Consider the following 13,688-nt stretch of genomic DNA (forward strand, 5'->3'; position numbering starts at 1 on the left):
CTTTCTCATACTATGAGATTGCAGAATTGATCTTTGATCTTCTTAGTCACAAATAAAGGAAATCCCAAAACAGCACTGCTGTCCTTCAAACTCATCGAGCCACTTGCAAACGCTCAAGCTGGCCCGGCCCTCACTGGATTTATCCACAAACTCATGAGAGTAGATTGGCTCGCCAGAGGCGAATACACATAAGTCATCATCCCGCAATTCTACAGCGTTATTGGCCCAGGGCAGCTGCGCATCGGTCTTGCCTGCCACTTCCTCACCGGCCAATTCACAAATCTTTCGATTGCCCCAGAGATATTTTCCTTCCCGATCTTTTATCCAAAAAAGAAAAGGTAATTTTTCGAAAACACTCATCTCAGAACTATTCATAAACCCACCTAAATATTACGAGCATATTATAAATACAGCATTACTTACCGGATCTATCAATAAAACGACTTCAAACCAAATGCATTAAACTTACACACCCTTATAGCAATAAAGCGCAAACATATAACCGCACTACCCAACTAACCGTAGAATCCCAGTAGTAATAGCAACTTATAAAAACCAATTTTGCCGCTGTATGATAGCGTCCGATAAAAAAGTACTGTAACTAAACAATGCACAAAATTTCAGGAACTTCAGCACCCTTGTGATTACAGCCATCCTAGTCTCAGCCTGTAGTGGAGAGGCGGAAATGGTGAAAGCAACACTCTCGACTTTCATCACAGGCGAAGGTAATTATATTACCCGAGAAATAGCCATTCCAATGCCCAGGATTTTATCCAGGACTTAGCTTTTACTGTAAATAAATACGAAGGAATTTCCCTCCGGAACCCAGAGAAAATTTTGAAACCCTTAGAAAAAATATTAGAAAACTAATACTTGTGCGACCACTCATTTGCTATCAACACATATAAAACCAGTATTTTATTCAGCGGCCTACATGTCAGAAATAGAGGGCTTTTAACAAGAATCATTGAACTAGAAAAGAGAGAGACAGATTAGCGGTATTCCCAACTTTACTAGAGTTGGCGATTTCCGGTACAAAATAGACAGTAACAAAAATTTATCCTAGTTCTTCTACGAGGAAGCCATATGGAATAGATATAGTAAAGAATATTACTTAGATACCAAGGAAGAAATCTCGAAATTAAACTCTACCACATGTTAAATACCCAACGCTCATTTCCGTTGAATGAACTCCGCGGTGAATTTACCGCAAGATTTTACCATCCAGAGTCTTATGCAGAATACAATTGCGATTATCTCCACGCCTACCATAGAGGCGTACACCCACCTGGGATCTCAGTAGTCTTGAGATCCCAGTGTTAGAGTCACTCTCCACTCATCCCCAGCTCTTTCAGCTTCCTGGTCAGGGTATTTCGCCCCCAACCCAGTAAATCTGCAGCATCCCGTTTACGTCCGGCAGTATGCTTGAGGGCGATTTCTATCAACGCCTTCTCAAAAGCCGGCACGGCTTCGCTGAGAATTTCCTTGCGCCCGGCGCTCAGGGCTTGATCGGCCCAGAGTCGCAGGGCCTTTTGCCAGTCCAGGGGGGCTTCGACATCGTTCCCCTGTTGGTGCAATTCCTGCGGTAAATCCTCGATATGCACTTCGCGGCCCGAGGCCATCACGGTAATCCAGCGACAGGTGTTTTCCAGCTGGCGCACATTCCCAGGCCAGTCGAGCCCGGCAAGGTATCCCTCGGCCTCTTTACTCAGAATTTTGGGCTCAACATCGAGATCTGCAGCGGCGGCATTAAAGAAATGACGCACCAATCGTGGGATGTCTTCACGCCTGTCCGCCAACCGCGGAATATGGATACGAATAACATTCAAGCGGTGAAATAAATCCTCGCGGAATTTATGCTCGCGTACCAACTCCTCCAGGTTCTGATGGGTAGCGGCAATAATACGCACGTCCACTTTTACCGGGGTGTGACCTCCAACCCGGTAAAACTCCCCATCTGCCAACACGCGCAACAACCGCGTCTGTGTTTCCGCCGGCATATCACCGATCTCATCCAGGAAAAGGGTACCGCTATTGGCCTGTTCGAAACGCCCGGTGCGCTGGGCACTGGCCCCGGTAAAGGCGCCCTTCTCGTGGCCAAACAATTCGGATTCCATCAGGTCTTTGGGGATGGCGGCCATATTGAGGGCGATAAATGGCTTATCCCGGCGCGGGCTGTGGTTATGCAGGGCCTGCGCCACCAGCTCCTTGCCGGTGCCCGATTCACCGTTAATCAATACCGTGATATTCGAGTGAGACAGGCGACCAATGGCGCGAAACACTTCCTGCATAGCCGGCGCTTCGCCGATAATCTCTTTATTACCCGCACCATTGTCCGGCTCTGCGCGCTCTTCCTGGGCCTGTTCTTTGGCGTGCGCCAAGGCGCGGCGGGTAACCGCCACGGCCTCATCGATATCGAAGGGCTTGGGTAAATATTCAAAAGCCCCGCCCTGGTAGGCGGCCACCGCACTGTCGAGATCTGAGTGCGCGGTCATAATAATAATCGGCAGGCCCGGACGCTCCGCCTGGAATCGCTCCAGCAGTTTAAACCCGTCGGAACCCGGCATGCGGATATCACTAATCACCACATCCGGCGAATCGCTGTAAAAATCATCTAGAGCGCGATCACCACTCTCGTAACACTGGGTTTCGATTCCCTCCCGCGAAAGTGCCCGCTCCAGTACCCAGCGGATTGATCGGTCGTCGTCAATAATCCAAACGCGATTGCTCATTCTCTAGGTTCCTGTATTGGCTTATTCGGTAACAAGTGGCAGGTAAATCTGGAACACACTGCGACCCGGTCGGCTATCGCATTTGATCAGGCCGCGATGCTGGTTGATGATGTTCTGGGAGATAGACAGCCCCAGGCCCGAGCCCTCGGCACGCCCGGAAATCATCGGGAAAAATATGCGCTCACGGATCTCCTCGGGAATACCGGGCCCGTTGTCTTCTATTTCAATACGGCAAACCAGCGGGCAGTGGCGCCGGCCGATGGTGAATTGACGCTGTACCCGAGTGCGCAGCACCATCTCTCCGCTGGCGAGGCCTATGCTCTCGTCGATGGCCTGCATGGCATTGCGGGCGATATTCAACAGGGCCTGGATTAATTGCTCGGGGTCTGCCGGCACATCGGGAATAGAGGGGTCGTAATCCCGGCGAATGCGTAGTTCGCCCCCGCACTCGGCCTCCACCAACTGGGCCACCCGCTCCAGAATCTCGTGCACATTACTGGGCGCCAACCGTACCGGCTGGCGCGGCCCCAGCAGGCGATCGACCAGGTTGCGCAGGCGATCCACCTCTTCGATGATGATCTGGGTGTACTCTTCGAGCGAGGCATCGGGCAGCTCCCGCTGCAGTAGCTGTGCGGCGCCGCGAATGCCGCCGAGGGGATTCTTTACTTCATGAGCCATACCGCGCACCAGATTGCGCGCGGTTTCCTGGGTACTGAGTAGCGCGTCCTCGCGGGCGATACGCAGCAAACGGTCCATCGGCTGCACTTCCACCAGCAACACCCCCAGCTCCGGCACGGGGCTCACAGAGTAATCAACGGTGCGTGTTTCCTGATTATGCAGGCGCCAGCGGGCCCGGCGCACCGTGAATTTCTCACCACTGGCAAGGGCACTGCGCAGAGCCTTCTGCGCCTCAACGGATTCCCGCACCACCTCCTCCAAGGGCATTCCCTCAACCCGCGCGCTGGAAGCGGCCAATAAATCCTCGGCGGCATTGTTCAGATAGCAGAGTGCTAACTGGTCATCCAACACCAATACCGCAGAGGTAAGGCTGTCTAGTAACTGGCGCAACTGGCGATCATTGAGCATTCAATAGTTTCCGCTTCTCAACAGGGGCCTGGGCACGATCCTGCGCCCGGCGCGATAAACCCTTGTACCTAGCCAGTGCAAAAAGCAAACCAAAATGGCGCACATGGCGGTCCGAGAGGCACAGTCCGACCACCGCAGTATTTTTACGCTGCCCGGTCTCTGCAGCAGCCCAATCAACCACAGGAAAAGGTAGAAACGTACAAGGAGAACGACCTGCGCACCATATTAGTGCGCAAGCTATTGATTCACCAGCGAGTCTCAAAGAGGAGTAGCGCCCTCCCAAAAGAGGCAGTTGGCGCCGGTATTGGCTAGAGACTCAGGGGGTGGGCTGCGCCTGGGGGATGCCCGGCCCCACGGGGGCTTTGGGAGCCTGCGGAGCACGCGGTGCCGGGTTGTCCGGGAGCCTTCCCCCCGGACGCTTCACATACAGGGTGATCACCTGAGACTGGGCCAAGACCTGTCCTCTGGCATCGGTAAGCACCGCCTGCACCGAATGGGTGCCCCGCTCTAGTAGGGAGATATCCAGACCCGCTCCCTCGGAGCTGCCGTTCCAGGGCTTGCCATCAACTACTGCAAAGAAGCTGGCCCCCTCCGGATACACCGGTTGTACGTTGACCTGCAGTGGAATAAAGCGTTGCCCCGGTGGGATCGTAGCGCCGTCCTGCGGACTCACAATCTGAATAGTGAGGGGGCCCGTGGGCCCTTCTTTGCCCTCATCCTCTCTATCTTTGGGCGACAACTTGCGGGTTGACAACGGGCGCGGCAGGGCGATGGGCTGTACATTGATCGGGGCCAACTCCACCTTTTGTGCCTGCCCATTGGCCGGTGGCGTATCGCTAAATGTCACCTGGCCATCGGGGCCGACAACTTTGTAAATAGTGCCCGATGCGCTGCCACCATCGGTGCCGGCAAGGGCAAATAACGGTGTGGCGAGGCACAATACCTTAAGCAATTTTGTATATCCCATAGCTCCATCGGCCGCACAGCGGCGCTCCTTGTGTCTGCTCGATTGTGGGCTCCAACTTGGCGGGGCCAGCTAGCAATAAGCGCTGTAAACGCCGCGACAATGATCGACGGCAAAAACAACCACCCCAGTGAAAGTGTACCTCCAATAAAAAAGCCCGCACCAGGGCGGTGCGGGCTTTTCGAGAACAGCTCGACGGCATCACTGTGATGCCGCTCGCTATTACACGGAGTAGTACATATCGAACTCAACCGGGTGTGTGGTCATGTTCAGGCGCTCTACTTCTTCACGCTTCAAATCGATGTAGGCATCGATTGCGTCGTCAGTGAATACGCCGCCTTCGGTCAGGAAGGCGCGATCGCTATTCAGTGCGTCCAGGGCACCTTCCAGGCTCTCGGCTACCGTCGGGTACTCAGCCAACTCTTCGGGCGGCAGGTCGTACAGATCCTTGTCGGCGGCATCGCCGGGGTGGATCTTGTTCTTAACACCGTCGAGGCCCGCCATCAGCAGTGCGGCGAACGCCAGGTAGGGGTTGGCGGTCGGATCCGGGAAACGGGTCTCGATGCGCTTACCTTTCGGCGAGGTCACATACGGAATGCGAATGGAAGCGGAGCGGTTGCGCGCAGAGTAAGCCAGGATAACCGGTGCTTCGAAGCCCGGTACCAGACGCTTGTAGGAGTTGGTAGACGCGTTACAGATCGCATTCAGAGCGCGTGCGTGCTTCACGATACCGCCGATATAATACAGAGCGGTCTCGGACAGACCCGCGTAGGCGTCGCCGGCAAATTGGTTTACGCCATCCTTGGTGAAGGACTGGTGTACGTGCATGCCGGAACCGTTATCGCCAACCAGGGGCTTGGGCATAAAGGTTGCCGTTTTACCGTAAGCGTGCGCCACATTGTGCACAGCGTACTTGAGGATCTGTACCTCATCCGCTTTCTTGGTCAGAGTGTTAGCGGCAACGCCGATCTCACACTGTCCTGCGGTGCCCACTTCGTGGTGGTGCACTTCTACACGCAGACCCATCTGCTCCATAGCGGAACACATGGCAGCGCGCACATCGTGCAGGGAGTCGACCGGGGGTACGGGGAAGTAACCGCCCTTAACACCCGGACGGTGACCGATATTGCCCTCGGCAAAGCTGTGACCGGAGGACCAGGCCGCCTCTTCGGAATTGATTTTGTAGAAGGCGCCGCCCATTTCGGCACCCCAAGTAATGTCGTCGAATACGAAGAACTCGGGCTCTGGGCCGAACAGTGCGGTGTCGCCCAGACCGGTGGACTTCAGATATTCCTCGGCGCGCAGTGCAATGGAGCGGGGATCACGCTCGTAGCCCTGACCGGTGACCGGGTCCACGATGTTACAGCGAATAATAACGGTGCTCTCATCGGTGAAGGGGTCGAGGAACGCGGTATCGTCATCCGGCATCAGGATCATGTCGGACTCATTGATACCCTTCCAGCCAGCGATAGAGGAGCCATCAAACATCTTGCCCTCTTCGAAGAACTCGCCGTCAATCTCCGACACAGGGATGGAAACGTGCTGTTCTTTACCCTTGGTGTCGGTGAAGCGCAGGTCTACCCACTTAGCCTCACTCTCTTTAATCAAATCGAGCGTTTTCGCTGACATTGCTGTCCTCCAGGTCTTGAAAAGTAATTGGTCGCTATGCCTTTGCTGCCGGCATTCACTCTTTACCTGGCGTGAAATAAAGCAAGGAGTGTGCCAAATTAGGGCAGCCGCGCCGCAGCGGCGACTAGCGCCGGTGCGGGCCCCAGCACTGGGCCGACTGGGGCAGGATAGATGTATTGTGGCCGAGCAGCCACAGGTAAATGCACCATTCTGGCGCGATCGTTCTCGAGGGCGCTCATTAACAGTGCACAACCAAGTTGCCTCCGGCTAGTTTATAATGCCGCACCTTCTTATCAACATGCGGTACCACACGGATTCCCATGCACTTTGTCGTCAAGTTTTTTCCAGAGATCACCATCAAGAGCAACCCTGTGCGCAAGCGGATGTCTCGCCAGCTCAAGGACAACCTGCAGCGCCTGCTGCACCAGCTGGACGACCGCATTCAAGTGCGCAAAGACTGGGAAAAGATCGATGTGATCGCCCCGGATGCCGTAGCGCACCTGGGCAGCCGTATCGAAGAGGTGCTCTCCCATACTCCCGGTATCGCCAACTTCTCCCGCGTGCAACAGTTCCCCCTGGGCGACCTGCACGATATGTATGAGAAAACCCTGGCGGTGTGGGGCCCAGCCCTCAAGGACAAAACGTTTTGTGTGCGGGTAAAACGCACCGGCAAGCACGACTTCCAATCTCTAGATGTCGAACAGTACGTGGGGGGTGGTCTCAATCAGAATACCGAGGCGGCCGGGGTCAAACTGAAAAACCCGGATATCACCGTGAAGCTGGAGGTCCGCCACGACAAGCTCAACGTGATCGAGGTACAGCACCCCGGTCTCGGCGGTTTTCCCCTGGGCACACAGGACCCGGTGTTGTCGCTGGTATCCGGCGGCTTTGACTCCACCGTGGCCAGCTACCTGATGATGAAGCGCGGCCTGCGCACTCACTTCCTGTTTTTCAACCTGGGTGGGCGCCAACACGAGCTGGGCGTGAAGGAAGTGGCCTATTACCTGTGGAATAAATACGGTGCCTCCCACCGGGTGCGCTTCGTAACGGTGCCCTTTGATGAGGTGGTGGCAGAGATCCTAGAGCGCGTCGACGACTCCCATATGGGCGTGATTCTGAAACGCATGATGCTGCGTGCCGCCGATGTGATTTCCAAGGAACTAGAAGTAGACGCAGTGGTAACCGGTGAGGCGATCGCCCAGGTTTCCAGCCAGACCCTGAAAAATCTGGCGGTCATTGATAGCGTCACCGACACCCTGGTACTGCGCCCGCTGATCACCACCGATAAAACCGACATTATCCGCACTTCGCGGGAAATCGGCACCGAGGAATTCGCCGCGAATATGCCCGAGTACTGCGGCGTGATCTCGGTGAAACCCACCACCCGCGCGAAGATTGAAAAAGTGGAGTCTGAGGAAAACCGCTTCGACTTCACCATCCTCGATCGCGCCATCAGCAATCGTTCGATCCAGAATATCGATCAGGTGATCGAAGAGGTGGATGGCGAGGCCCCAGAAGTGGAGGTTCGCGAGGAGGCCGGCGGCGCCGTCGTACTCGATATCCGCCACCCGGACGAAGAGGAAATGGACCCACTGGAGCTCGAGGGCGCAGAGGTGCAGACCATTCCCTTCTATCGCTTGAACAGCAACTTCGCCCAGCTGGATCAGGAACGCGAATACCTGCTCTACTGCGCTCGCGGAGTGATGAGCCGCCTGCACGCCTCGCACCTGCTAGACGAGGGCTTCCGCAATGTCGGCGTACTGCGCCCACAGATTCCACACCGCCCCGAAGGCCTCAAGAAGTAGCCTCTGCGCGCGGGCGCTTGCTGCGTCCGCGCGCACCTCCCACAACAGTGGGGTCCACTATTCTGAACATGGCCGGTGATTTTTTACTCAAAATCACTCCCAATTGTCATGCGGCCCCCCTATAATCGCCGCCTTTGGCCGGAATGCTGCTGTAGAAACCCCGCAGGCCCCCGCCCCGATTTACCCAGATTTAACGCCCAGAGGCCCCCAGTGATAGACAATCTGCGCAATATTGCGATTATCGCCCACGTAGACCACGGCAAAACCACCCTGGTGGACAAGCTGCTGTCCCAGTCCGGCACTCTCGACCGCCGCGACGAAGGCGCAGAGCGGGTCATGGACTCCAACGATCAAGAGCGTGAGCGCGGCATCACCATCCTGGCGAAAAACACCGCCATTCGCTGGAACGACTACCGCATCAACATCGTCGATACCCCCGGACACGCCGACTTCGGCGGCGAGGTAGAGCGCGTACTGTCCATGGTCGACTCTGTATTGCTGCTGGTAGACGCGGTCGACGGCCCCATGCCGCAGACTCGCTTCGTCACCCAGAAAGCCTTTGAGCAGGGCCTCAACCCCATCGTGGTGATCAATAAGATCGACCGTCCCGGCGCGCGCCCGGACTGGGTGATGGATCAGGTCTTCGACCTGTTTGACAGCCTCGGCGCCACCGATGAACAGCTGGACTTCCCGGTAGTCTATGCCTCCGCCCTCAACGGTATCGCCGGTCTCGACGACACCGACCTGGCCGATGATATGACACCGCTGTTCCAGATGATCGTGGACAAAGTAGAGCCACCCAAGGTCGACCCCAACGGCGCCTTCCAAATGCAGGTTTCCGCCCTGGATTACTCCAGCTACGTAGGCGTAATCGGCGTTGGCCGTATCAGCCGCGGCACCCTAAAGCCCAACCAACAGGTAGTGGTGCTGGACCGCGAGGGCAGTTCACGCAAGGCTAAGGTCCTGCAAGTTATGGGTTACCTGGGCCTCGAGCGCGTCGAAGTTGAACAGGCCAGCGCCGGCGATATCGTCTGCATCACCGGTGTGGGCGAACTGAATATCTCCGACACCTTGTGTGATGTCGACACCCCGGAAGCCCTGCCGGCCCTGAGCGTGGACGAGCCCACCGTGAGCATGACCTTCCAGGTCAACGACTCGCCCTTTGCCGGCCAGGACGGCAAATATGTAACCTCGCGCAATATCAAAGAGCGCCTGGACCAGGAGCTGATCCACAACGTGGCCCTGCGTGTAGAGCAAGGCGACTCCCCAGATAAATTCAAGGTTTCCGGCCGTGGCGAACTGCACTTGTCCGTTCTGATCGAGTCCATGCGCCGCGAAGGTTTCGAGCTGGGCGTATCCCGTCCGGAAGTGGTACAGAGAGAAGTCGACGGCGAGATCCACGAGCCCTACGAGCAGGTGGTTATCGACGTTGAAGAGCAGCACCAGGGCCCGATTATGGAAGAGCTGGGTCTGCGCAAGGCCGACCTCACCAATATGGAGCCGGACGGCAAAGGCCGCGTGCGCCTGACCTTTATCGTGCCCTCCCGCGGCATGATCGGTTTCCGCTCCCAGTTCCTCACCATCACCAGTGGCTCCGGCATCATGACCAGCATCTTCGACCACTATGGTCCGGTGAAGCAGGGTGAAGTGGCCAAGCGCATCAACGGCGTACTGGTTTCCATGGTCAAAGGCAAGACCCTCGCTTACGGCCTGTTCGCTCTGCAGGATCGCGGCCGCCTGTTCCTGGGCCACGGTGAAGAGGTCTACGAAGGACAGATCGTCGGCATCCACTCCCGCGGCAACGACCTGGTGGTAAACCCCACTAAGGCCAAGCAGCTCACCAACGTGCGCGCCTCAGGTACCGACGACGCACTGACCCTGTCGCCGCCCATCCGCCACACTTTAGAGCAGGCGCTGGAATTTATCGAAGACGACGAATTGGTAGAAGTGACTCCCAACTTTATCCGTCTGCGCAAAAAAATCCTGCAGGAAAATATGCGCAAACGCGCGAAGAAATAATTTATATTTTCTTCCACTCTAAAAAGGGCCCTAACGGGCCCTTTTTTATTTGCCCTCTCACGACAAATAATACGCCGATCACTGTAAATATAAAAATCCCTCGGGCGAGGCTGTATTACTAATAGCTGAGTAATGTATACCGCTAGCTGGTATACGGTAAGAAAATTCACCGAAAATATACCAGCTAGAATTTTTAGATAATTCCGTTGTCCCCCGTACACTTTTCCTTTTGTTTTTCGAATTAGGCAAACCAGGTTTCAATACCGCACCCAAAGTCCGATCATTTACCCTTTTTTCTGATATGAAAAAATTTCCTAAAAAAAGTGCGATTAAATTTTAGCTCCATCTTCTTTTTTTCAACACATGGAAACTAAAAAAATATCCAGCGCAAATAAATCATTGAACGGCATTATTTCTCTGTATCCGTCGTGGAACTTTTGCATCCTTATTTATTCCTAATTTCTCAATTATAAAGCTTCGAGAATCTCTGAATAATTCCGTGATACCTTGGAAAGCCCCACCGGCAGGCCTTGGGGGGCCACATCTACTGCGTTGTCACTCCTGCAATGGACTAAGACCATTTGCGGCGAGCTGCGTCTAATATTTGCGACCTTCAAGTCCCACAGAGACATTACGGAATTATTCAGAGGTTCCCTTAGCTCTATAACGCTAAGTTATTTCATATTTAAGGCCCACGGGAGGTCAGTCTAATGTTTTCTTTCCTGCAATCTCAGGATCAAACAAGGATGTTGGAGGGGGACCGCAGTGACCGCGGATTTGGATTTAAGAGGGTTGCAACGCTCGCGGCAGCGCTCGTGTTGAGCGTAAATATCAGTGCCCAAGAGACAACCAAACGAGTCTCGGCCTACTGGGCCGACTGGGAGTATTGGGCCGACTCATCCTTTACCCACGACAACGTGGATTTTTCCAAGCTCACTCACGTCCAGTACGCCTTTGCCTGGAACGACGAAGAGGGCACCATCTACTTCACAGACCCCTATGTTTTCTACGGGCTGGGCGCCCAGTCATTCTCCGGCGGCGCGGGTAATGGTCCGGTCAAGTGCTCTCCGCCCTTCTGGCATCCTTACAGCCAGTACGACTCCAGTAAGCAGGCCGAGGTCTGCCAGGGATGGAACGATCAAGAGTCAGGTTTCGTAAAATCGGTGCACGACGACGGCGCCAAGGCAATTCTCTCTGTGGGTGGCTGGACCCTCTCTCATAAAGTGTCTGAGATGATGGAGAGCGACACCGCACGCGCGGCCTTTATCGAAAATGCCGTAACACTCCTTACCGATTGGGACTTCGATGGGCTCGACCTCGACTTCGAATATCCGGGCTATACACCGAACGGCGGACGCTCAATCGACAAAGACAACTTCACAGCACTCCTGAGAGAGCTGCGCGCGCGCTTTGATGAAGTCGAAGCCGAGACCGGCAAAAACCTGGAGTTGACCGCCGCGGTCGCTTGCGGCCCCTCAATTGCAAAGGAAGGTTACGATTTTGCCGAAGTCGGAGCAATCCTCGATTACGTCAATCTTATGACCTACGACTTCGGTGGTGACTGGGATTCGGTAGCCCAGCACACGTCCCCCCTGTTCCCCTATGAAGGCCAAGTCAACGAAGGCTTCGACGCGGAGAGCTGCCGCGACATGTGGATGTCCGAGGGCAATATCCCATCCGAGAAAATCATACTGGGTATGTCCCACTACGGCCGCAGCGTCGCCGGCGCCACCGCGATCGGCGAGGCCGCATCGGGGCAAGACGTAGCCCACTGGGGTTCTGACACTGAAACGCGCTATTACCAGATCGTCGAAAAGATGCAGAATGATCCATCATTCCAGACCGCCTACGATCCAGAGGCCGTCACCCACTATGGGTGGTTCCCGGATGGCGGTTTTATTTCTTTCGAGGATACAACCTCAATTGCCGAGCGGGCTCGCTACGTGGTCGACCAAGACCTGGGCGGCGTGATGATCTGGCAGCTCCGAGGCGGCATGCTCCGCGAGAATAACCAGTACCAGTATCCGCTTCTCGACGCGGCACTGGAGGTCTTTGGGCAAGGCGATTCCGGGTCGGATAACTCTGGAGATAGCGGCAATAGCGGCGACACTGGAGGCACGGATAACGGAGACAACGACAACTCCGGGAATACCGGAAATAACGATAATACTGGTAACGACAGCGATACTGGCGACAACAACACTGGTGACAGCGGCGGCGCAGGAAGCACTGCCTCCTGCACGGCTTTCCAGCAGCCTTATGCCGGTGATCCTGGCTACTCTATCGGTGATGTTGTCGTCTTCGAAGGAGCTGCCTACGAATCCAACCACGCACCAAACTGGTGGTCGCCATCCGCCGCACCGACACTGTGGAACGAGACCAGCTGCCAGACAAATAATGACGGCTCTGACAGCGAATCAGACAGTGACTCTGATAACGGCTCGGATAGTGGCACTGACGACAATACCGAAAATGGTTCTGGCAATAATTCCGATAGCGACTCTAACGACAGCACTGACGACAACGAGGGCACAGCGGCTTCCTGCCCGGCATTCCAGCAACCCTACGCCGGTGATGCGGCCTATGAAATTGGTGATCGGGTAACGTTCGAAGGCCAGGTATACGTCTCTACCTTCGGGCCTAACTGGTGGTCTCCGGCAAATGCCCCCCAGTACTGGGAAGCGAGTTCCTGCCAGTAGCCTAAACCCGTTTGTGTCTCGCAGGAAAACCCCGCGGGGCAATATGTAAGCGCGAAGAAATAAATTTTCTTCCAACCAATAAAAAGGGCCCTTTTGGGCCCTTTTTATTGGTTCATCACCCACACCCGATCCTGTCTATTTCCCTCCCTACTTTGTCGCCCACTTCGGACGATTTTGCAGCCATACCCTCAACCAATCGCAATACCGATTATAGGCATCTGGGCTAAAATTAGACGAATAGCGATTCATAAACCCATGCGGAAAAAGGGTTTGATGTACATTCACCAGCGGAATTTTGGAAAGATTGCGTGAAAAATCAGAAATATTCAAGGAGGGCTCTTCGTCTGCCAGGAAAAAATCTACATTTTTTCCTGGCCTTTCATCGAGAAAATGACGCACCCGGGAGCCATAAAAGCAAGCTGTCTGCTCAATGAATGCGGAACTATCACGACAAGCTAGCATCCAGGCGACAGTGGCTCCCACACTAAACCCAACTACATTACACTTGTGGCCCTGCGCTCTAATATATTTATTTACAAAAGAATAATAATTATCGACACCACCCTCTCTCATAAAATATTGATAAGCCGCCCCCTCACTTTCGAAATTCATTCTTCTCCCTAAATAGGGATCCAATATTTTATGATCGATACTCACTCTAGAGCACAACTGCTCCAAAGCTTCTGTTAAGCCCCAAATATCACTAATCACTACTATTTGCAAAATTAAGCACCAAGAAATCACCCAAGAATAA

Annotated in this window: 9 protein-coding genes; 3 read left to right on the plus strand and 6 right to left on the minus strand. The window is 54.6% G+C overall.

All coding sequences use genetic code 11. From position 1 onward, the window contains the following. Positions 1-42: 42 nt before the first annotated feature. From Q1A69_RS11975 to glnA, 5 genes are all read right to left on the minus strand, one after another. Positions 43-375, minus strand: a complete 333-nt coding sequence (locus tag Q1A69_RS11975; RefSeq protein ID WP_299585565.1) for a PAS domain-containing protein — start codon at positions 373-375, stop codon at positions 43-45. Positions 376-1,325: 950 nt separating this feature from the next. After that, a complete protein-coding gene (gene ntrC, locus Q1A69_RS11980) occupies positions 1,326-2,732 on the minus strand; it encodes a nitrogen regulation protein NR(I) (RefSeq protein WP_299585567.1) in 1,407 nt (468 codons plus the stop codon). 21 nt (positions 2,733-2,753) lie between these two features. Beyond that, positions 2,754-3,818: a nitrogen regulation protein NR(II) gene (gene glnL, locus Q1A69_RS11985; RefSeq protein ID WP_299585569.1), complete on the minus strand. Its 1,065-nt coding sequence runs from the start codon at positions 3,816-3,818 to the stop codon at positions 2,754-2,756. A gap of 316 nt (positions 3,819-4,134) precedes the next feature. Beyond that, on the minus strand, positions 4,135-4,770 hold the full coding sequence (locus tag Q1A69_RS11990; RefSeq protein WP_299585571.1) for a DUF4124 domain-containing protein: 636 nt from the start codon (positions 4,768-4,770) through the stop codon (positions 4,135-4,137). A gap of 234 nt (positions 4,771-5,004) precedes the next feature. Further along, positions 5,005-6,411, minus strand: a complete 1,407-nt coding sequence (gene glnA / locus Q1A69_RS11995; RefSeq protein WP_299585573.1) for a glutamate--ammonia ligase — start codon at positions 6,409-6,411, stop codon at positions 5,005-5,007. Positions 6,412-6,731: 320 nt separating this feature from the next. Between glnA and thiI the strand changes: the two genes are divergently transcribed. From thiI to Q1A69_RS12010, 3 genes are all read left to right on the plus strand, one after another. Then, positions 6,732-8,216, plus strand: a complete 1,485-nt coding sequence (gene thiI, locus Q1A69_RS12000; RefSeq protein WP_299585575.1) for a tRNA uracil 4-sulfurtransferase ThiI — start codon at positions 6,732-6,734, stop codon at positions 8,214-8,216. A gap of 210 nt (positions 8,217-8,426) precedes the next feature. Further along, positions 8,427-10,235 (plus strand): translational GTPase TypA, encoded by a 1,809-nt coding sequence (gene typA, locus Q1A69_RS12005; RefSeq protein ID WP_299585577.1) that lies wholly within the window; start codon positions 8,427-8,429, stop codon positions 10,233-10,235. A gap of 710 nt (positions 10,236-10,945) precedes the next feature. Beyond that, complete coding sequence (locus Q1A69_RS12010) at positions 10,946-12,934, plus strand: glycosyl hydrolase family 18 protein (protein WP_299585579.1); 1,989 nt, start codon at positions 10,946-10,948, stop codon at positions 12,932-12,934. 147 nt (positions 12,935-13,081) lie between these two features. Here Q1A69_RS12010 and Q1A69_RS12015 read toward each other — a convergent pair whose 3' ends face one another. Next, complete coding sequence (locus tag Q1A69_RS12015) at positions 13,082-13,645, minus strand: dienelactone hydrolase family protein (RefSeq protein ID WP_299585581.1); 564 nt, start codon at positions 13,643-13,645, stop codon at positions 13,082-13,084. Between the last annotated feature and the right edge of the window lie 43 nt (positions 13,646-13,688).

Source organism: uncultured Microbulbifer sp. (assembly GCF_947498635.1).
Lineage (GTDB): Bacteria > Pseudomonadota > Gammaproteobacteria > Pseudomonadales > Cellvibrionaceae > Microbulbifer > Microbulbifer echini.

Coding starts and splice junctions, on each gene's coding strand:
- Q1A69_RS11975 (WP_299585565.1), bottom strand. CDS start 375: ATGAATAGTTCTGAGATGAGTGTTTTCGAAAAATTACCTTTTCTTTTT.
- ntrC (WP_299585567.1), bottom strand. CDS start 2,732: ATGAGCAATCGCGTTTGGATTATTGACGACGACCGATCAATCCGCTGG.
- glnL (WP_299585569.1), bottom strand. CDS start 3,818: ATGCTCAATGATCGCCAGTTGCGCCAGTTACTAGACAGCCTTACCTCT.
- glnA (WP_299585573.1), bottom strand. CDS start 6,411: ATGTCAGCGAAAACGCTCGATTTGATTAAAGAGAGTGAGGCTAAGTGG.
- thiI (WP_299585575.1), top strand. CDS start 6,732: ATGCACTTTGTCGTCAAGTTTTTTCCAGAGATCACCATCAAGAGCAAC.
- Q1A69_RS12010 (WP_299585579.1), top strand. CDS start 10,946: ATGTTTTCTTTCCTGCAATCTCAGGATCAAACAAGGATGTTGGAGGGG.